The 18,677-nt window shown below is 64.4% G+C and carries 21 protein-coding genes; 15 read left to right on the top strand and 6 right to left on the bottom strand.

Features of this window, described 5'->3' with window-relative positions:
* Position 1 precedes the first annotated feature (1 nt).
* Positions 2 to 334: an iron donor protein CyaY gene (cyaY, locus tag BLV20_RS05385; RefSeq protein WP_092297983.1), complete on the bottom strand. Its 333-nt coding sequence runs from the start codon at positions 332 to 334 to the stop codon at positions 2 to 4.
* A gap of 239 nt (positions 335 to 573) precedes the next feature.
* On the opposite strand from cyaY, the gene BLV20_RS05380 reads away from it, so the two are divergent.
* The 6 genes from BLV20_RS05380 to BLV20_RS05355 are packed head-to-tail and all read left to right on the top strand — an operon-like array spanning position 574 to position 5,160.
* Entirely contained in the window at positions 574 to 726 is a 153-nt protein-coding gene (locus BLV20_RS05380; RefSeq protein ID WP_092297980.1) for an LPS translocon maturation chaperone LptM, read from the top strand.
* Positions 727 to 735: 9 nt separating this feature from the next.
* A complete protein-coding gene (lysA, locus tag BLV20_RS05375) occupies positions 736 to 1,983 on the top strand; it encodes a diaminopimelate decarboxylase (protein ID WP_092297978.1) in 1,248 nt (415 codons plus the stop codon).
* Positions 1,984 to 1,987: 4 nt separating this feature from the next.
* Positions 1,988 to 2,818 (top strand): diaminopimelate epimerase, encoded by an 831-nt coding sequence (gene dapF / locus BLV20_RS05370; protein ID WP_092297975.1) that lies wholly within the window; start codon positions 1,988 to 1,990, stop codon positions 2,816 to 2,818.
* Positions 2,819 to 2,831: 13 nt separating this feature from the next.
* Positions 2,832 to 3,557, top strand: a complete 726-nt coding sequence (locus BLV20_RS05365; protein WP_092297972.1) for a DUF484 family protein — start codon at positions 2,832 to 2,834, stop codon at positions 3,555 to 3,557.
* A gap of 2 nt (positions 3,558 to 3,559) precedes the next feature.
* Complete coding sequence (xerC, locus tag BLV20_RS05360) at positions 3,560 to 4,456, top strand: tyrosine recombinase XerC (RefSeq protein ID WP_087087575.1); 897 nt, start codon at positions 3,560 to 3,562, stop codon at positions 4,454 to 4,456.
* The gene (locus BLV20_RS05355) at positions 4,456 to 5,160 is read left to right on the top strand and encodes an HAD family hydrolase (RefSeq protein ID WP_092297969.1); all 705 of its coding nucleotides are present in this window, start codon (positions 4,456 to 4,458) and stop codon (positions 5,158 to 5,160) included. The genes xerC and BLV20_RS05355 overlap by 1 nt, the downstream gene beginning before the upstream one ends.
* Positions 5,161 to 5,263: 103 nt before the next feature.
* On the opposite strand, the gene sutA is transcribed toward BLV20_RS05355, so the two are convergent.
* From sutA to glnK, 4 genes are all read right to left on the bottom strand, one after another.
* Complete coding sequence (gene sutA, locus BLV20_RS05350) at positions 5,264 to 5,587, bottom strand: transcriptional regulator SutA (RefSeq protein ID WP_092297966.1); 324 nt, start codon at positions 5,585 to 5,587, stop codon at positions 5,264 to 5,266.
* A gap of 102 nt (positions 5,588 to 5,689) precedes the next feature.
* Positions 5,690 to 6,115 carry a secondary thiamine-phosphate synthase enzyme YjbQ gene (locus BLV20_RS05345; protein ID WP_016703180.1) on the bottom strand — a complete coding sequence of 142 codons (426 nt, stop codon included), beginning with the start codon at positions 6,113 to 6,115 and terminating at the stop codon, positions 5,690 to 5,692.
* A gap of 209 nt (positions 6,116 to 6,324) precedes the next feature.
* Positions 6,325 to 7,662, bottom strand: a complete 1,338-nt coding sequence (locus tag BLV20_RS05340) for an ammonium transporter (protein WP_092297963.1) — start codon at positions 7,660 to 7,662, stop codon at positions 6,325 to 6,327.
* Positions 7,663 to 7,697: 35 nt separating this feature from the next.
* Positions 7,698 to 8,036 (bottom strand): P-II family nitrogen regulator, encoded by a 339-nt coding sequence (glnK, locus tag BLV20_RS05335; RefSeq protein ID WP_002555808.1) that lies wholly within the window; start codon positions 8,034 to 8,036, stop codon positions 7,698 to 7,700.
* A gap of 416 nt (positions 8,037 to 8,452) precedes the next feature.
* Here glnK and BLV20_RS05330 point away from each other — a divergent pair, with 416 nt between their 5' ends.
* From BLV20_RS05330 to BLV20_RS05290, 9 genes are all read left to right on the top strand, one after another.
* Positions 8,453 to 8,713 carry an accessory factor UbiK family protein gene (locus BLV20_RS05330; protein WP_092297960.1) on the top strand — a complete coding sequence of 87 codons (261 nt, stop codon included), beginning with the start codon at positions 8,453 to 8,455 and terminating at the stop codon, positions 8,711 to 8,713.
* Between the two features lie 234 nt (positions 8,714 to 8,947).
* Positions 8,948 to 10,009, top strand: a complete 1,062-nt coding sequence (locus BLV20_RS05325) for a CDP-glycerol glycerophosphotransferase family protein (RefSeq protein WP_092297957.1) — start codon at positions 8,948 to 8,950, stop codon at positions 10,007 to 10,009.
* A gap of 4 nt (positions 10,010 to 10,013) precedes the next feature.
* Complete coding sequence (locus BLV20_RS05320) at positions 10,014 to 10,541, top strand: adenylyl-sulfate kinase (protein WP_092297954.1); 528 nt, start codon at positions 10,014 to 10,016, stop codon at positions 10,539 to 10,541.
* Positions 10,535 to 11,101: a hypothetical protein gene (locus tag BLV20_RS05315; protein ID WP_092297951.1), complete on the top strand. Its 567-nt coding sequence runs from the start codon at positions 10,535 to 10,537 to the stop codon at positions 11,099 to 11,101. The genes BLV20_RS05320 and BLV20_RS05315 overlap by 7 nt, the downstream gene beginning before the upstream one ends.
* Positions 11,098 to 11,826, top strand: a complete 729-nt coding sequence (locus tag BLV20_RS05310; RefSeq protein WP_092297948.1) for a formyltransferase family protein — start codon at positions 11,098 to 11,100, stop codon at positions 11,824 to 11,826. Before BLV20_RS05315 ends, BLV20_RS05310 begins: the two co-directional genes overlap by 4 nt.
* Positions 11,823 to 14,222 carry a PEP/pyruvate-binding domain-containing protein gene (locus tag BLV20_RS05305; RefSeq protein WP_092297945.1) on the top strand — a complete coding sequence of 800 codons (2,400 nt, stop codon included), beginning with the start codon at positions 11,823 to 11,825 and terminating at the stop codon, positions 14,220 to 14,222. The genes BLV20_RS05310 and BLV20_RS05305 overlap by 4 nt, the downstream gene beginning before the upstream one ends.
* The gene (locus tag BLV20_RS05300; RefSeq protein ID WP_092297942.1) at positions 14,219 to 14,851 is read left to right on the top strand and encodes a gamma-glutamyl-gamma-aminobutyrate hydrolase family protein; all 633 of its coding nucleotides are present in this window, start codon (positions 14,219 to 14,221) and stop codon (positions 14,849 to 14,851) included. The genes BLV20_RS05305 and BLV20_RS05300 overlap by 4 nt, the downstream gene beginning before the upstream one ends.
* 6 nt (positions 14,852 to 14,857) lie before the next feature.
* The gene (locus BLV20_RS05295) at positions 14,858 to 15,607 is read left to right on the top strand and encodes a phosphocholine cytidylyltransferase family protein (RefSeq protein WP_092297939.1); all 750 of its coding nucleotides are present in this window, start codon (positions 14,858 to 14,860) and stop codon (positions 15,605 to 15,607) included.
* A 108-nt stretch (positions 15,608 to 15,715) separates the two neighbouring features.
* Entirely contained in the window at positions 15,716 to 17,209 is a 1,494-nt protein-coding gene (locus tag BLV20_RS05290) for a YifB family Mg chelatase-like AAA ATPase (RefSeq protein WP_092297937.1), read from the top strand.
* 6 nt (positions 17,210 to 17,215) lie between these two features.
* Here the strand turns inward: BLV20_RS05290 and BLV20_RS05285 are convergent, their stop codons facing one another.
* Complete coding sequence (locus tag BLV20_RS05285; RefSeq protein ID WP_092297934.1) at positions 17,216 to 18,430, bottom strand: aldose 1-epimerase family protein; 1,215 nt, start codon at positions 18,428 to 18,430, stop codon at positions 17,216 to 17,218.
* Between the last annotated feature and the right edge of the window lie 247 nt (positions 18,431 to 18,677).

The raw sequence follows: 18,677 nt of genomic DNA, 5'->3' as shown, positions 1-18,677 counted from the left end.
CTCAGAGCCCTTCGAACTCAAGCTTGATGTCGGCCTGCTCGAGAACGATGCGTTCGAGCATTTCGCCCAGCTGCTCTTCGCTCTTGTCGCACATCCAGCGCTCGCTTTCTTCGTCGTAGTCGAAGTGGAAACCACCGGAGCGCGCGGCCAGCCACAGCTGGCGCAGCGGTTCCTGGCGGCTGAAGATCACCTGGCTGCCGTTTTCGAACTTGACGGTGAGCACACCGGCGGAGCTCTCCAGGTCGATATCCAGGTCGCTGTCCTCGAAAATGTCCTCCAGCGTCTGCTGGGTGGCATCGACCAGATCGTGGAAACGGGCTTCAGTCAAACTCATTGCGGGAACCTCGAAAAGTGTCTACTCACGCTCAAGCGCCGCAAGATACGGGCGCATCCGGGCGAATGCAAAGGATACCGATCAAGGGCGCGGGCAGCGGGGAAAATATCCCCGCAAGTGCCGCGCCCAGCGCCTTCGCCCAGGGCAAAGGCCCGCCGGACGGGTGTTCCAGCGCATAGGCAAGCCGTCGGGTGGCCGGTATACTCGGGCGCAATTAACGCATTCTCAAGGATTTCGCCATGAAGCGCCTGATCTCTTCCCTTGCTGCGCTCGTCGCGGTTGCCTGCCTTGTCACTGCCTGCGGCCAAAAAGGTCCGCTGTATCTTCCCGATGACAGCAAATCCGCTGAAGACCAGGGTCACTCGCAGTCGCACAAGCACGACACCAACTAAGGGAACTCCATGGACGCTTTTAACTACCGCGACGGGCAGCTGTTCGCGGAAGGTGTAGCGTTGTCCGCCATTGCCGAACGCTTTGGCACGCCGACCTACGTCTATTCCCGAGCGCACATTGAAGCGCAGTACCACGCGTACGCCGATGCTCTCGCCGGCATGCCGCATCTGGTCTGCTTCGCGGTAAAGGCCAACTCCAACCTGGGCGTACTCAATGTCCTGGCGCGACTGGGCGCCGGTTTCGACATCGTTTCCCGGGGCGAGCTGGAACGCGTCCTGGCCGCCGGCGGCGCGGCCGACAAGATTGTCTTCTCCGGTGTCGGCAAGACCCGTGACGACATGCGTCGCGCCCTGGAAGTCGGCGTGCACTGTTTCAACGTCGAATCCAGCGACGAGCTGGAGCGCCTGCAACAGGTCGCAGCCGAGCTGGGCGTTCGCGCGCCGGTCTCGCTGCGGGTCAACCCGGATGTCGACGCCGGCACCCACCCGTACATTTCCACCGGTCTGAAGGAAAACAAGTTCGGCATCGCCATCGCCGATGCCGAAGACGTGTACATCCGCGCGGCTCAGTTGCCGAACCTGGAAGTGGTCGGCGTCGATTGCCATATCGGCTCGCAACTGACCACCCTGGCCCCCTTCATCGATGCCCTCGACCGCCTGCTGGACCTGGTCGACCGCCTGGGCGAATGCGGTATCTACCTGCGCCATATCGACCTCGGTGGCGGCCTGGGCGTGCGTTATCGCGATGAAGAGCCACCGCTGGCCGCCGACTACATCAAGGCCGTGCGCGAGCGCCTCGACGGCCGCGACCTGGCACTGGTCTTCGAACCCGGTCGTTTCATCGTCGCCAACGCCGGCGTGTTGCTGACCCGGGTCGAGTACCTCAAGCACACCGAACACAAGGACTTCGCCATCGTCGACGCGGCGATGAACGACCTGATCCGCCCGGCCCTGTACCAGGCCTGGATGGACGTCAGCGCCGTGCGCCCACGCGATGGCCAGGCACGTATCTACGACATCGTCGGTCCGATCTGCGAAACCGGCGACTTCCTGGCCAAGGAACGTTCGCTTGCGCTGGAGGAAGGCGACCTGTTGGCCGTGCATTCGGCCGGTGCCTACGGTTTCGTCATGAGCTCCAACTACAACACCCGCGGTCGCGCTGCCGAAGTGCTGGTCGATGGTGAACAGGCTGTTGAAGTGCGTCGCCGCGAGACGGTAGCCGAGTTGTTTGCTGGCGAAAGCCTGCTGCCGGAGTAAAACCATGCTGCTGCGTTTTACCAAGATGCACGGCCTGGGCAATGACTTCATGGTCCTCGACCTGGTCAGCCAGCACGCGCACATCCTGCCCAAACATGCCAAGCAATGGGGCGATCGCCATACCGGCATCGGTTTCGACCAACTGCTGATCGTCGAGGCGCCGAGCAACCCGGATGTGGATTTCCGCTACCGGATCTTCAATGCCGACGGTTCCGAAGTGGAGCAATGCGGCAACGGTGCCCGCTGTTTCGCCCGTTTTGTCCTGGACAAGCGCCTGACCACCAAGCGCCAGATCCGCGTCGAGACCAAAAGCGGCATCATCGAACTGGATGTGCGCAACGACGGTCAGATCAGCGTCGACATGGGCGCGCCGCGCCTGGTGCCCGAGCAGATTCCATTCGTGGCGCCGGCCCAGGCCCTGAGCTACCAGGTCGAAGTCGACGGCCAGACCGTCGAGCTGGCCGCGGTGTCCATGGGTAACCCCCATGCGGTGCTGCGGGTCAACGACATCAACAGCGCGCCGGTGCATGAGCTGGGGCCGAAGATCGAGCATCACCCGCGCTTCCCGGCTCGGGTCAATGTCGGCTTCATCCAGGTCATCGACCGCCAGCGCGCGCAGCTGCGGGTCTGGGAACGTGGCGCCGGGGAAACCCAGGCCTGCGGTACCGGCGCCTGCGCCGCCGCAGTGGCCGCGATCAGCCAGGGGTGGATGGATTCGCCGCTATTGATCGACCTGCCGGGCGGGCGCCTGTCCATCGAATGGGCAGGCCCAGGCCAACCGGTGAAAATGACCGGCCCGGCAGTGCGCGTATACGAAGGACAGGTGCGTCTTTGAATGAGCGAAAACCATGACTGATCAGCCTCAGGTTCCAGCCGAAAAGCCCGACGAGTCGCCTTCCGAAAACCTCGAAGCGGCGGCGATCGCCGCCTATCTGGAGGCGCATCCGGACTTCTTCGTCGAACATGAAGAACTGCTCCCGGCGCTGCGCATTCCCCATCAGCGTGGCGATACCATCTCGCTGGTGGAACGGCAGATGAAGATCCTGCGCGAGCGCAACATCGAGATGCGCCATCGGCTCTCGCAGCTGATGGATGTGGCCCGGGACAACGACCGGCTCTTCGAGAAGACCCGCCGCCTGATCCTGGCGCTGATGGATGCCAACAGCCTGGAAGACGTGGTGATGAGCGTCGAAGACAGCCTGCGCCAGGATTTCCAGGTGCCTTTCGTGAGCCTGATCCTGTTCAGCGACAACGCCATGCCGGTGGGCCGTTGGGTCACCGCGGCCGACGCCCAGGCCGCCATTGGCGGCTTGCTGACCGAAGGCAAGAGCGTCAGCGGCAGCCTGCGCGAGCATGAACTGGACTTCCTGTTCGGCGAAGAACAGCGCCGGCAGATCGGCTCGAGCGCCGTGGTCGCCATCGCCCACCAGGGCATGCACGGCGTGCTGGCCATCGCCAGCCGCGACCCGCAGCACTACAAAAGCTCGGTGGGGACACTGTTCCTCAGCTATATCGCCGAAGTCATGGGCCGTGTGCTGCCGCGCTTCACTCACTCACTACGCTCGGTTCGCTGACCATGGAACGACAACTGGACGCCTACTGCGAGCACCTGCGCAGTGAGCGCCAAGTGTCGCCCCATACGCTGCAGGCCTACCGCCGCGACCTGGAAAAAGTCCTGGCCTTCTGCGCCAAGCAGCAGGTTTGCAGCTGGTCCGACCTGGACATCCAGGGTCTGCGCAGCATGATCGCGCGCCTGCACCAGCAGGGCCAATCTTCCCGCAGCCTGGCGCGCCTGCTCTCCGCGGTGCGCGGCCTGTATCACTATCTGAACCGCGAAGGCCTGTGCAATCACGACCCGGCCAACGGCCTGGCGCCGCCCAAGGGTGAACGCCGCCTACCCAAGACCCTGGACACCGACCGCGCCCTGCAATTGCTCGACGGCGCCGTGGAGGACGATTTCCTCGCGCACCGCGACCAGGCGATTCTCGAGCTGTTCTACTCCTCCGGGCTGCGCCTGTCGGAGCTGACCAGTTTGGACCTCGAACAGTTGGACCTGGCCGATGGCCTGGTGCAGGTGCACGGCAAAGGCAGCAAGACCCGGGTCCTGCCGATCGGCAAGAAGGCCCGCGAGGCATTGCAGCTGTGGCTGCCGCTGCGGGCGCTGAGCAACCCGCCGGACGACGCGGTGTTCGTCAGCCAACAGGGCCGCCGCCTGGGCCCCCGGGCGATCCAGCTGCGGGTCAAGGCCGCCGGCGAGCGCGAGCTGGGACAGAACCTGCATCCGCACATGCTGCGCCATTCCTTCGCCAGCCACCTGCTGGAATCCTCCCAGGACCTGCGCGCGGTGCAGGAGCTGCTGGGGCACTCGGATATCAAGACCACGCAGATCTATACCCACCTGGATTTCCAGCACCTGGCAGCGGTCTACGACAGCGCCCACCCACGGGCCAAACGCAACAAAGGCGGTGAGTAATGACGATCAAGCTGATCACCTTCGACCTCGACGACACGCTGTGGGATACCGCGCCCGTGATCGTCAGCGCCGAAGCCGTGCTGCGCCAGTGGCTGACCGACCACGCCCCGCAGCTGGGCGGCGTGCCGGTGGAACATCTGTGGGCCATTCGCGAACGGGTGCTGAACAACGACCCGGGGCTCAGGTACCGCATCAGCGCGCTGCGTCGCCGAGTCCTGTTCCATGCGCTGGAGGAAGCCGGCTACGCCCAGGACCGGGCCAACGCACTGGCCGAGCAGGGTTTTGAAGTGTTCCTGCAGGCGCGGCATCAGCTGGAGATCTTTCCCGAGGTGCTGCCGACCTTGGAGGCGCTGGCCAACCACTTCGCACTGGGCGTAGTCACCAACGGCAACGCCGACGTGCGCCGCCTGGGGCTGGCGGATTATTTCAAGTTCGCCCTGTGCGCCGAAGACATCGGCATTGCCAAGCCCGATTCGCGGCTGTTTCACGAGGCCCTGCAACGAGGCGAGGCGACACCGGACACCGCCGTGCACATCGGCGACCACCCCGGCGACGACATTGCCGGGGCGCAGCAGGCCGGCCTGCGGGCCATCTGGTTTAACCCGACCGGCAAGACCTGGGAGGCCGACCGGCTGCCGGACGCGGAAATCCGCAGCCTGACCGAACTGCCGAAACTGCTGGCGCGCTGGCACCGCGGCAGCTGACGGCACCCTCGCGGTTACCGCGACGTCGCGCCATCGCCCAACAGACGCCCATGAAAAAGCCCGCAGCGACGGCGGGCTTTTTCAGCAAGCAAGTGGCTGGCGCTTAGATAGGCCGGCTACCGTACTTGTTATCAGGCTTCTTGGGCGGGTCGGCGACCACATTGGCCTCGACTTCCTGCACTTTACCGCCACGGGCCAGGAATTCTTCCATGGCGCGCGCCAGTGCATCACGCTCTTTGTTCTTGGCTTCGACACTCGGCAGTTCGTCTACCGATACGGCAGCCTTGGCCTTGCCTTTGGCGGTCGGGGCAGGAACATCACTGCCATCGTCTTCCACCACATCGTCGGCGGTCGCTTCAAGACCTTCTTCGGTTTCGTCTTCGTCGCCTACTTCGAGGTCGTCGTTTTCCAGATCATCGTCGCTCATGTTCTACCTCATGACTTGCGAAAAGCAGATTAGTTATAGCCCAGCTGAGCCGACTGTCGAAGGCCGCTGGAAAAAAATCAACATCCGCTGATAACCAGCGGCTTATGCCTTATCACCGTGCAAGGTGGCAAGGACTTTGCGGGCACCGCCATGATCACGGTGCTCGCCCAGATAAACGCCTTGCCAGCTGCCTAACGCCAAGCGACCCGCCGAGACCGGCAAGCTCAATTGACAGCCTAGCAAACTGGCCTTGAAGTGCGCCGGCAGATCATCGGGCCCTTCGTCGTCATGTTCATACCCGGCCATGCCTTGAGGCACCAGGGTGTTGAAAAAGCGTTCGAAGTCACGACGAACCGCAGGGTCGGCATTCTCGTTGATGGTCAACGAGGCCGAGGTATGCTGCAGCCACAAATGCAACAGACCGACCCGACATGCCTTCAGTTCAGGCAGGCCGGCGAGCAACTCGTCCGTTACCAGATGAAAGCCCCGGGGCCTTGCCCGCAGGGTAATCAGAGTCTGTTGCCACATACAGTTCTCCGCACATTCGGCGCGCATTCTAGCGTGCTCTGGAAAAAAACAAAGTGCCGAATATTCCTCCAATGCTGTAAGCCATTGACCCGAAAAAAAAGCGCTCGCCAAACTGGCTGACAAGCTCTGGAAAAAACCTTTCAGCTCTCTCAATGACAAAACGCAGGCAAAAAAATGCCCGGCAAGCCGGGCATTTTTTTCTCGCGGGATTACAGGTTGTAACCGCGCTCGTTGTGTTGCGCCAGGTCGAGGCCGACCGACTCTTCTTCCTCGGTGACACGCAGCCCCATGATCATATCCAGCACCTTGAGAATGACGAAGGTCACGATCGCGGTGTAGATGACCGTGAAGCCCACGCCTTTGCACTGAATCCACACTTGCGCGGCGATGTCGGTCACGGTGCCGAAGCCACCCAGCGCTGGTGCGGCGAACACACCGGTGAGGATCGCGCCGAGGATACCGCCGATACCGTGCACGCCGAAGGCGTCCAGGGAGTCGTCGTAGCCCAGCTTGCGTTTCAGGGTGGTGGCGCAGAAGAAGCACACCACGCCCGCTGCCAGGCCGATCACCAGGGCGCCCATTGGGCCGACGGTGCCGGCGGCAGGCGTGATCGCCACCAGGCCGGCCACCACGCCCGAGGCGATGCCCAGTGCGCTTGGCTTACCGTGGGTCAGCCACTCGGCGAACATCCAGCCCAGCGCTGCGGCGGCGGTAGCGATCTGGGTCACCAGCATCGCCATGCCGGCGGTGCCGTTGGCGGCCGCGGCGGAACCGGCGTTGAAGCCGAACCAGCCGATCCACAGCATGGCCGCGCCCATCAGGGTATAGCCCAGGTTGTGCGGCGCCATCGGGGTGGTCGGGAAACCCTTGCGCTTGCCCAGTACCAGGCAGGCCACCAGGCCGGCGATACCGGCGTTGATGTGCACCACGGTGCCGCCGGCGAAGTCCAGCACGCCCCAGTCCCACATCAGGCCGCCGTTGCCGGACCAGACCATGTGCGCGATCGGTGCATAGACCAGGGTGAACCAGATGGCCATGAAGATCAGCATCGCGGAGAACTTCATCCGCTCGGCGAAGGCACCGACGATCAGCGCCGGGGTAATGATGGCGAAGGTCATCTGGAAGGTGATGAACACCGCTTCGGGGAACAGCGCCGCCGGGCCGGTCAGGCTCGCCGGGGTGACGCCGGCCAGGAATGCCTTGCCCATGCCGCCGACGAAGGAGTTGAAGTTGACGACGCCCTGCTCCATGCCGGTGGTGTCGAACGCAATGCTGTAGCCATAAATGACCCACAGGATGCTGATCAGACCGGTAATGGCGAAGCACTGCATCATCACGGAAAGAATGTTTTTAGAGCGCACCATGCCGCCGTAGAACAGCGCCAGGCCGGGAATGGTCATGAACAGCACCAGGGCCGTCGAGGTCAGCATCCAGGCGGTGTCGCCGGAATTGAGGGCTGGAGCAGCCGCTTCGTCCGCCGCCATGGCCAGGCAGGGCATTACGAAGGTCAACAGGGCTCCTAGCCCTGCGTTTTTACGCAGAGTCATATTGTTTTCTCCTGGGGCGTTGGGTTTGGGGCGGCTTAGATGGCGTCGGTATCGGTTTCGCCGGTACGGATGCGAATAGCCTGTTCCAGATTGACCACGAAGATCTTGCCGTCGCCGATCTTGCCGGTGTTGGCGGCCTTGGTTATCGCCTCGATCACCCGATCAAGATCCTTGTCGTCAATGGCGACATCGATCTTCACCTTGGGCAGGAAGTCGACTACGTACTCCGCGCCGCGATACAGCTCGGTGTGCCCCTTCTGCCGGCCGAAGCCCTTGACCTCGGTAACGGTAATGCCCTGCACGCCGATCTCGGACAGCGACTCGCGCACGTCGTCCAACTTGAACGGCTTAATGATGGCAGTGACTAGCTTCATGAAACTTTCTCCCGAATTGGTGGACTTGCCCCAGGAAAACAAACCCGACTCAAGTCTAAGCGCAGTGCCTGGCTTTGTAACGCATCGTCGGCCTTCCTCGGCCAGACCGACGCCAGCTAACCGCTCCTGACGAAACACTTCCCCGCTCCGCCTGCCGCACTGCATTCGTCACAGCGACTGCATCAGTGCATGGGTCATCAGCGACTAAGCAGAAACCTTGCCATATCGTGAAAACCCACTGATTTCAGTCCCTTGGCCGTCGCAGCGGAAATCACTTCGCCAGCATCACCACGGATACGCACAACAACGGTGCGCCACTGCCCGACGCTATGCGCGAAAAGCGTGCATCTCCGCCTGCCGATTGACTATAGACAGTGCGTGATACACTGCCCGCCATTGTTTTCAGGACACTTCCCATGCTCGCGCCCAAAGACCTCCTCGATGCCCTGAGCGGCCATGCCGCCCGTCTGTTCAGCGGCGACACCCCACTGCCCCGCGCCGAAATCGAAAGCCAGTTCAAGGCCCTGCTGCAAAGTGGCTTCAGCAAGCTGGACCTGGTCAGCCGGGAAGAATTCGACAGCCAGATGGTCGTCCTGGCCCGCACCCGGGCCCGCCTGGAAAGCCTCGAGGCGAAGGTCGCCGAGCTGGAATCGAAGCTCAATCCGAGCGAGCAATAAGCCCATTCAGCCGCACTCCTGCGCCCCGGCTTGACCGTGCAACCTTGCTACCGGTCGCGCCGGGGCCTGCCAACAAAGATTTTCAGCCCTGCCCGTTCATTTCACCCTGCCCTGCCGATAACATGTCTGACGCTTGCGATCCTGGCCCCCTCCGGCGCGCCATGACCCGCAACGCCACAAAATAACGAGAATGCTTGCCCTCGACTTATTTCCGTCGTGTACCAGGTAGCCCCCATGACCGCGCCAAAACCCTTCAGTCGCTTGGCTTTCTTCGTTCATACCGCCGAGATGCTCAATCACTATCAGGCGGTCTGGAGCCTGCTGGGGGCCGACGCTTTCGATGTGGTCCTGCATGGCTCCCGTGAAGAGCGTGCGCAAAGCCGCGAACTGATTGGCGCCCTGGGCTACAGCTGTCACGGCAGCCTGGATGTGATCAAGGCCAGCCACCGCTATGACGTGGTGGTGTCCAACCACAGCATGTACGACCACGGCTCGCAGCCGATGATCAAGGCGCTGGGCCATCGCCAGGTGCGTTTCATGTATGCGCTGGGCAAGTACAAACACAACTTTTCCAGCTGGAACCAGCACTACGACCTGATCCTGTGCTTCGGCCCGTGGCAGGCCGAGCGCTTGCGCGAATGCTGCGATGCGGTGACCTTCCAGATGGGCTACCCGCGCTACGACGCCTACTTCCGCGAAGCCTCGCTGCAAGGCACGCGCCCGGCGGACCTGGCCCTGGACCCGGCGAAAAAGACCGTTCTGTGGCTGCCGACCTGGCTGGAACTGTCGTCGATCAGCCGCTTCGCCGACGCCATGGCCGGGTTGTGCGATCGCTACAACGTCATCGTGAAAACCCACCCGCTGTCGGCCGCGGCCGATCCCGAGGCGCTGGGCATTCTCGGGCAATACCCGTTCACGGCGGTGATCACCCGGGTCTATGACAACCTGAGCCTGTTCCGATGCGCCGACTATGTGGTTTCGGACTACGGCGGAACCGCGTTCGGCGCCCTGTACCTGGACAAAAACCTGCTGCTGTTGAACGTGCCGGGCGCCGAGCGGGATGCGCTGACCGGCGAAGAGTCGCCCGACGTGCTGTTGCGCAACGACATCGTCAACCTCGACCCCGAGGCGCGCTGGCAATTGGCTGACCTGCTGGGGGACGAGGCCCTCTGGCAACAACAGGCTGCGGTCCGCCAGCGTCTGCGCCGCCATTACTTCGCTCCCAGCTACGGTTTCTCGGCGGAGCTGGCGGTATTGGCGCTGCGCAACATCGAAAACATACTCAAGCAGGGGTGAAAGCATGGTGATCTGGCTGGTCGGCATGTCGGGCGCAGGTAAAACCACCATTGGCCAGGCCTTGTACGCCAGCTTGAAAGCGCAACGGCCGCAGACGGTATTCGTCGACGGCGACGAGATTCGCGCGCTGTTTCGCCATGACCAGCAGGCGGACGCCTATAGCGTCGCCGGACGCCGGGTCAATGCCGAGCGGATCCAGGCCCTGTGCGGCTGGCTCGATGGCCAGGGCATCGATGTGGTCTGCTGCATCCTGTCGATGTTCCAGGACATCAGCGACGACAACCGGCAGCGGTTCTCCAGCTACCGCGAAGTGTTCGTCGATGTGCCGCTGAGCACCCTGGTCAGCCGTGACAACAAGGGCCTCTACCAGTCCGCCCTGCGAGGCGAACAGAGCAACGTGGTGGGCGTGGACATTGAATACCCGCCGCCGCAACGTCCGGACCTGGTGCTGCACAACCGTCACCAGCCCGAAGATATCGCCGGTTACGTAGAACGCATTCGCCAGCTCTGCGGGTATCCGTCGCCATGCTGAACTACGCCTACAGCGACGGGGACCTGCTGGAAACCCCGCAAACCTACCGCTACAGCAGTTTCCAGGGCCACGCCTTCGTCGACGCCTGGCGCGCCTCGCGCCTGGCCGCATGTGCCGCCCTGCCGGCGCCGGCCTTGCCCGCGCTGCACCCGCACGGCGCGGCGCATGCCGAAGACAGCAAAACGCTGCTAAGCCACCTGTGCCTGGAAATGCGTGCCGGCGTATCCGGCCCGCTGGCCGCTTACTGGCTGCCGCGCCTGCTGAAGAAGTTCGAAGTGAGCAAACGCCTGTATGCCGGCTACGAAGCCGCAGCGCCGCACCGTCCGCTGCCGCAGAGCAGCTACAGCTGCCTACAGCCTTACCTGTTGCTGGCCGAATGCATGCTCCACGGCTGGCAAGCGAGCGGCGCGGCCTATTACCTCAGCGGCCTGCTGAAACTGACCGACACGCTGGTGTCGCAACAGGCGCGCCTGGAACCGGACCAGGGCGCCTACCTGGCCTGGCTGCTGGGCCAGGAGCAACAGGTACTGGCCAGCGTCGCCCGGCAGGCCGGCTTATGAGTCGCGCGCGCCTGTTGGTCCTCTGCGCCCGCACCGCGCGTTCGGTCGCCTATCTGCAAGGCTTGGCGGCGGCGGGTATCGAGCCTGAAGCCGTGATTGTCTACGGCCAGGGCGGCGGCGCCTTGCAAACTACCCGTGAGCTGCGGGTACAACCGCTTGCCGGGCTTTTCTGCCCAGACCTGAGCCAGGACGTCGAGACCTGCCTGGCCGCGCTGGGCTGGCCCCACGAGGTATGCCCGACCCAGGCGCTCGACGACCCGCAACTGCTGGCATGCATTGCCCGCCAGGCCCCAGACCTGCTGGTCTACTCTGGCTACGGCGGGCAACTGGTGCCCGCGGCCCTGCTGAGCCGCTATCCGGTGCTGCATATCCACTCCGGCTGGCTGCCGGATTATCGCGGCAGCACCACTTTGTATTACCAGATCATCGAACAGCGCGAATGCGCCGCCAGCGCCCTGCTGCTCGATGAGCAGATCGACACCGGCCCGGTGCTGGCGCGCAAGGCCTATCCGCTGCCGCCGCCCGGCATGGACGTCGACTACCTGTACGACAATGCGATCCGCGCCGACCTGCTGGTGGAAGTCTTGCGCCACTGGCGACGCGAAGGCGAGCGAGCCCTGCGGCCCCTGCCGGCCGAGGCCGAGAAGCCGCCCTACTTCATCATCCACCCGCTGCTCAAACACCTGGCGTTGCTGACGGTGGACAAGCATGAGGACGCGTCATGAACCAGGCTGCCGACAACACCGTTCGTTTCGGGACCAAGTCTGAAACCCTGGAGCGCCTGCAACCACGGGTCACCCGCTCGCGGATCCTGCCGCTGTATTTCTTCACCGCGCGCCAGTGGCAAGAGGCCCCCGCGGACGTGCTGCAGAACATTGCCCGGATGGAGCATGGCGGTTGCGTGATCGTGCGCAGCAGCGCGCAAAACGAGGACGGCTTCAACAGTTCGATGGCCGGCCTGTTCACCAGCTGCCTGAATGTCAGCGCCACCGCGCCACAGGCCTTGAGCGCAGCCATCGAGCAGGTGATCGCGTCCTTTGCCGAACACCGCTGCGAGGACAACCAGATCCTGATCCAGCCGATGCTGACCTCGATCCAGATGAGCGGCGTGGTCATGACCCACGACCTGGAGCACGGCGCCCCTTACTACGTGGTGAATTACGACGATGAGAGCGGGCTGACCGACACCATCACCGGCGGCCAGGGCATCCAGAAAACCGTGCTGGTCTACCGCGACACCGCCAGCAGCCAACTGCGCTCCCCGCGCCTGCAGGCAGTGATCGATGCCTGCAGGGAACTGGAAACGCTGTGCGGCAAGGTGCCGCTGGACATCGAATTCGCCGTCGACCGCCACCAGCAGGTGTATGTGCTGCAAGTGCGGCGCATCACCTTGTGCAACACCTGGCACCCGGTCACCGAACGGCGGGTGGCGCGCCAGCTCGAGCACCTCCAGGGCTTCCTCGGCAAACGCCTGGCCCCCCAGGCCGGCCTGTATGGCGACAGCACCTTGCTGGGGGTCATGCCCGACTGGAACCCGGCGGAAATCATCGGCACCACCCCGCGCCCGCTGGCGGCATCGCTGTATCGCCGCCTGGTGACGGATTCGACCTGGCGCGAAGCGCGCGCCCTGATGGGTTATCACCATCCGCGGCACCAGGCGCTGATGGTGATGCTGGGCCATCACCCGTACATCGACGTGCGCTGCAGCTTCAACTCCCTCCTGCCGGCGGGCCTGGAGCCGGGGCTGTGCAGTAAATTGGTCGACGCCTGGCTGCAGCGCCTGCAAGCCCACCCGCAATGGCACGACAAGATCGAATTCGACATCGTCCAGACCTGCCTGGACTTCACCTTCGACGCCGACTTCGCCGAGCGGTACGGCGACTGCCTCAGCACCGCCGAACAACAGGCCTATCGCGCGGCCCTCGACCAGTTGACGCTGCGGGCGCTGACCGGCGCTGGCGCCGGAGCGCTGCCGCCCTTGCTCGATCAGGTGCGCACTCACGAAAGCCGCCAGCAAAGCCGCCGTCTCGATGCCCTGCCGGCAGGTCTCGATAGCATCCAGCGCCTGCTGCACGACTGCCGCGAGGAAGGCACGCTGCCGTTCGCCATACTCGCCCGGCATGCCTTCATCGCCGAAGCCCTGCTGCGCTCGGCCTGTCGCCGAGGCGCCCTGAGCGATGAGCGCCTGCTGGCCTGGAAGCAGTCGATCCGCACCGTCACTACCGAACTGATCGGCGAATACGCCCAGGTCTGCGCCGACGCCCGGGCCCTGCCGGCCTTCGTCGCCAAGTTCGGCCATCTGCGCCCCGGCACCTACGACATCACCTCGTTGCGATATGACGAACGCCACGACCTGTTCGCCGCAACGACCGTCGAGCTGGCACTCGGCGAAGGCCCGCAGGCGACATTCCAATTGCAAACCGAAGAACGCCAGGCCCTGCAACGGCTGATCGACGAGCAAAATTGGCCGCTGACCGCCGAACACCTGCTGGACTATGCCAGCCAGGCCATCCAGGCCCGGGAATACGCCAAGCTGGTGTTCACCCGCGACCTGTCCGATGCCCTGCAACTGTTGGTGAACTGGGGCGCCGACGTCGGCCTGGCCCGGGAAGACCTGTCCTTTCTGGATATCCACCCCTTGCTCGACAGCCTCACCGCACCGCTGATGGACGACACCGACCGCGTCCTGCTGGAGTCGGCCAGCCAGGCACGGCGCAGCTATGAACAGGGCATCTCGCTGAAACTCGGGCATCTGATCAGCACGGTCGACGATGTGTTCGTCGCGCCGCTGCATCGCAGCCTGCCCAACTTCATCACCCGGCAGAACATCGAAGCCAACGGCATGCACTTGCGCCAGGACACCCCGGCCTCGGCACCGCTCAAAGGCAAGATCGTCTGCATCGAAAACGCCGACCCCGGCTACGACTGGGTCTTTACCCGGGGCATCGTCGGGCTCGTCACCCAATACGGCGGGGCCAATTCGCACATGGCCATCCGCTGCGCCGAGTTCGGCATCCCGGCGGCCATCGGCTGCGGCGAGCAGCTGTTCAACCGGATCCTGCGCAGCCCACGGATCGCCCTGAACTGCCGCGACAAGACCCTGAACCCGGTGCAGCCATGAAACGCCTCGGTATCACCCTGCGAACCTGCAACCCGCAGGCCTACCATGAACCGCGCGATGGCCTGGCCAGGGACTGGTACCGCTTTTTCAGCGAGCTGGGCTGCGGCCACCAATGGCTGCTGTTGCCCAACCTGGGCGACGACACCGTGGCCTATGCCCGGGACCAGGGCGTGCAAGGGCTGATTTTCAGTGGTGGCGACGACCTCGGCGACGACCCGTTGCGCGACCGGAGCGAACAGGCGCTGCTTGCCCACTGCCTGGCCGAGCGGCTGCCAGTGCTCGGGGTGTGCCGCGGGCTGCAACTGATCCACAGCTTTTTCGGCGGCCAGCTGACCGAGGCCGACCGCAGCGTGCACGTCGCGCAGCGCCACCGCATCAACTTGCTGGCCGCCGACGGGCTGCCCTGGCTACAGGGCCAGGCCGCTTCGCGCTCGGTCAATTCCTTCCACGGCAAACAGTTGCTCGAGCCGCTGCCCGCCGCCCTGCGCCCCTGGGCCGTGGACGCTGCCGGGAACTGCGAGGCCCTGGTGCATACCCACCTCAAGGTGGCCGGCATCATGTGGCACCCCGAGCGCGAAACAACCCTGCACGAAGCCGATCGACAACTGTGCCAATGGCTCTTTGAGTGACCTGACATGAAAGCCGTAATTCTCGCCGCCGGCCGCGGCTCCCGCCTGAAACACCTGACCGCCACGCAACCCAAGCCCCTGGCCCGCCTGGCTGGCAAGCCGCTGCTCGAATGGCAGCTGCAAGCCCTGGACAACGCCGGAGTCGACGAGGTGCACCTGGTCAGCGGTTATTGCAGCGAAGCCCTCGAAGGCTACGGCCAGAGCCGGCTGTACAACCCGCATTGGGCCAGCAGCAACATGGTGCGCAGCCTGATGCGCGCCGACGCCCTGCTGTCCAGCGGGCCGACCCTGGTGTGCTACGGCGACATCGTCTACCGCCCGGACATCGTCCGCGACCTGATGGCCTCCCAGGCGCCCCTGAGCATCACCTACGACCTCGATTGGTGGGACCTGTGGTCGGCGCGCTTCGATGACCCCCTCAGCGATGCCGAAAGCTTCCGCCAACAGGCCGGCCAGTTGCTGGGCATCGGTGAAAAAACCGCCAGCCGCGAGGAAATCGAAGGCCAATACATGGGCCTGCTGAAATTCACCCCCGACGGCTGGAGCCAGGTCCGGACACTGCTGTCCGGCATGAGCCAGCAGCAGATCGACCAGCTGGACATGACCAGCCTGCTGCGCGCCCTGCTCCAGGCCGGCACCGCCATCACCGCCGTGGCCATTCGCGGCGGCTGGGTGGAAGTCGACAATCAGTCGGATATCGCCCTGTACGAAGCGCGCATCGCACAGCCGGGCTGGTCCCACGACTGGCGCGGCTGAGCCGCCCGCTGCAACATCCTGAGCCGATTTTCCGGCGCGACGAAGCTCCGGCCGGGGCTAGGCTTGCACAACCGCAGGACGCGGTTTCCCAGCCTCAAGGAACGAGTCATGTCTCTGGCCATTGTCCACAGCCGTGCCCAGACCGGCGTGCAAGCGCCGGCGGTGTCGGTCGAAGTCCATCTGGCCAACGGCCTGCCGGCCCTGACCCTGGTGGGCCTGCCCGAAGCGGCGGTCAAGGAAAGCAAGGACCGGGTGCGCAGCGCCATTCTCAATGCCGGCTTCGACTTTCCGGCCCGGCGCATCACCCTCAATCTCGCCCCGGCCGACCTGCCCAAGGACGGTGGGCGCTTCGACCTGGCCATCGCCCTGGGCATTCTCGCCGCCAGCGTGCAGGTGCCGACCCTGGCCCTGGAGGACGTCGAGTGCCTGGGCGAGCTGGCGCTTTCCGGTGCGGTCCGCCCGGTGCGCGGGGTCTTGCCGGCGGCCCTGGCGGCGCGCCAGGCCGGGCGCACGCTGATGGTGCCGCGCGCGAATGCCGAGGAAGCCTGCCTGGCCTCAGGGCTGAAAGTGATCGCGGTCGACCATTTGCTGGAAGCCGTGGCCCACTTCAACGGCCATACGCCGATCGCGCCTTATGCGTCGGACGGCCTGCTCTACCAGGACCGCCCCTACCCCGACCTGAATGAAGTGCAGGGCCAACTGGCCGCCAAGCGTGCGCTGCTAGTGGCCGCGGCCGGGGCGCACAACCTGCTGTTCAGCGGCCCGCCGGGCACCGGCAAGACCTTGCTGGCCAGCCGCCTGCCCGGCCTGCTGCCACCGCTGGAAGAGCAGGAAGCCCTGGAAGTGGCAGCCATCCAGTCGGTCACCAGCCATGTTCCCCTGAGCCATTGGCCACAACGGCCCTTCCGCCAGCCTCACCACTCGGCGTCGGGGCCGGCGCTGGTCGGCGGCGGTTCGAAACCGCAACCCGGGGAAATCACCCTGGCCCACCACGGCGTGCTGTTCCTCGACGAGTTGCCGGAGTTCGACCGCAAAGTGCTGGAAGTGCTGCGCGAGCCGCTGGAGTCCGGGCAGATCGTTATCGCCCGCGCCCGCGACCGGGTGCATTTTCCGGCGCGCTTCCAACTGGTGGCGGCGATGAACCCCTGCCCCTGTGGATATCTTGGCGAGCCCAGTGGCCGCTGCCGCTGCACCCCGGAGCAGATCCAGCGCTATCGCAACAAGCTCTCCGGGCCGCTGCTCGACCGCATCGACCTGCACCTGACGGTGGCCCGGGAAAGCACGGCCCTCAACCCCAAGCCCCAGGCTGGGGATAACACCGCGCAAGCCGCGGCCCTGGTGGCCCGCGCCCGGGAGCGGCAACAACGGCGCCAGGGCTGCGCCAATGCTTTTCTCGATCTCCCGGGCCTGCGCCGGCATTGCCAGTTATCCACAACCGACGAGCACTGGCTGGAAAGCGCCTGTGAACGCCTGACCCTGTCCCTGCGCGCCGCCCACCGCCTGCTCAAGGTTGCCCGTACCCTGGCGGACCTCGAGCAGGTCGAGCAGATCAGCCGCGAACACCTGGCCGAGGCCCTGCAATACCGGCCGGCCGCGAGTTGAAAGCGCTTATTCCTTGCTCAGGTCCACCAGCGGCGTCGGCCGCACTTCAGTCTGGCGGCCGTTCTGGATCTGGCGAATCTCGGCCAGGGTTTTATCCACAGCCGCCTTGTCGGCCAGCAAGCTGTAATGGATCTGGAACTGCCGTTGCTCCTTGGCGCCAATGGTCGGCACCAGGCCCAGCGGGCGCTGGTAGCGGCGGTTGTAGGAAAAACTGGTGCCCGGCTCCAGGCCGGTCACGTAGCCCTGGCCCTGGGTATCGGTGTTTTTCCACAGGGAGAACACCGGCAACTGCCGGGTATTGAAGCCCACCGCCACGCCCAGGCTACCGGCCTTGTTGTGCAGCACCGTCAGGGTGTCGCCCTGGGCATCGGCGTAGGGCACCACGTTGTAGACGGTCTCATCGTAATCCCGGGTCGGGCCGCGGTAGGCCTGCCAATCGGCAAGATCGCCCTTGGCCTTGTCATTGAACGGCGACACCTGCTTCACCGGCGCGGCGAACTTCGCCCCCTCTTCGAGGAACGGCGTGCTGAAGTTGCTGTGGTACAGCGCCTGGTATTCCTTCGGGTAGTCGCCGTTGTTGGTCAGGGTGTCGTTGAGGGCGAAACGGGTGCTGCCCGGCTCGGTTACCAGCTCGGTGGCCACCGAGAAATCGACCTTCTTGAACGCCTGCTCCTTGAGCTCGCCGCGCAGGCTGATGGCGTATGGCGGCTTCTCGTCGATATGCAGGGTGACCTTGTTCGCCGGGATATTCGCCGCCCGACCGTGCAAGGTCAGCAGCTCGCCGTTATCCATGCCCGGATGCCCGACCCACTCATAGCCGCAGCGGGTCACCAGCTCGTTGAAACCTTCCAGCCAGCCCAGGCCGCCGCGACCGTTGAGCTCGATGAACACCGGGTTGACCACCTCCTTGACCGGCGAATCCCAGCCCATGCGCACCTGGCCGACGGAAGCCTGCAGCACGTTCATGCCGCGGGTCGGCACCACCGAGAGCTGCATCGCCCCGTTGTCGATGTCGACAATGCTCACGCCCTCCTGCCGCCCGCCATGCAGGGTGCGCAGGGTCACGGAAAAAGGTGGGTCGGTCTTCACGCCCAGCTGTTGGCTGGTGACACGAAAATCCTCGGCGGCCTTATCGGTATCGAGCAGAACGTAGTCCCAGGCCATGGCATGGGAAGCAGCGGTGAATGCGGAAGTAGCGAGCAGCAAACGGAGCGGGGTCATGAGCAGGTGCCTTTATTGGAGTTGTGGGAATTTTTATAGCGCTGATGAAACGTTTCAGCAACTTAATTTCCGCAACAGGCGAGCTCACGTGAACGCCTACCCAGGACTCAGCGAATCTTCAATTGTCGCGGCTGCGGATCTGGCTGCCGGATCGCGAGGCGGCGGCCTGGATGAAGCGCCGACCAGGGTCGACTAACTGGCGCGCTTGCGGGATATCGGCAAGCGCGTGGATCCGGGGCCAGGGGGA

It is taken from the genome of Pseudomonas sp. NFIX28 (assembly GCF_900107395.1).
Lineage (GTDB): Bacteria > Pseudomonadota > Gammaproteobacteria > Pseudomonadales > Pseudomonadaceae > Aquipseudomonas.
This window is presented reverse-complemented; position numbering and strand designations above follow the sequence as displayed.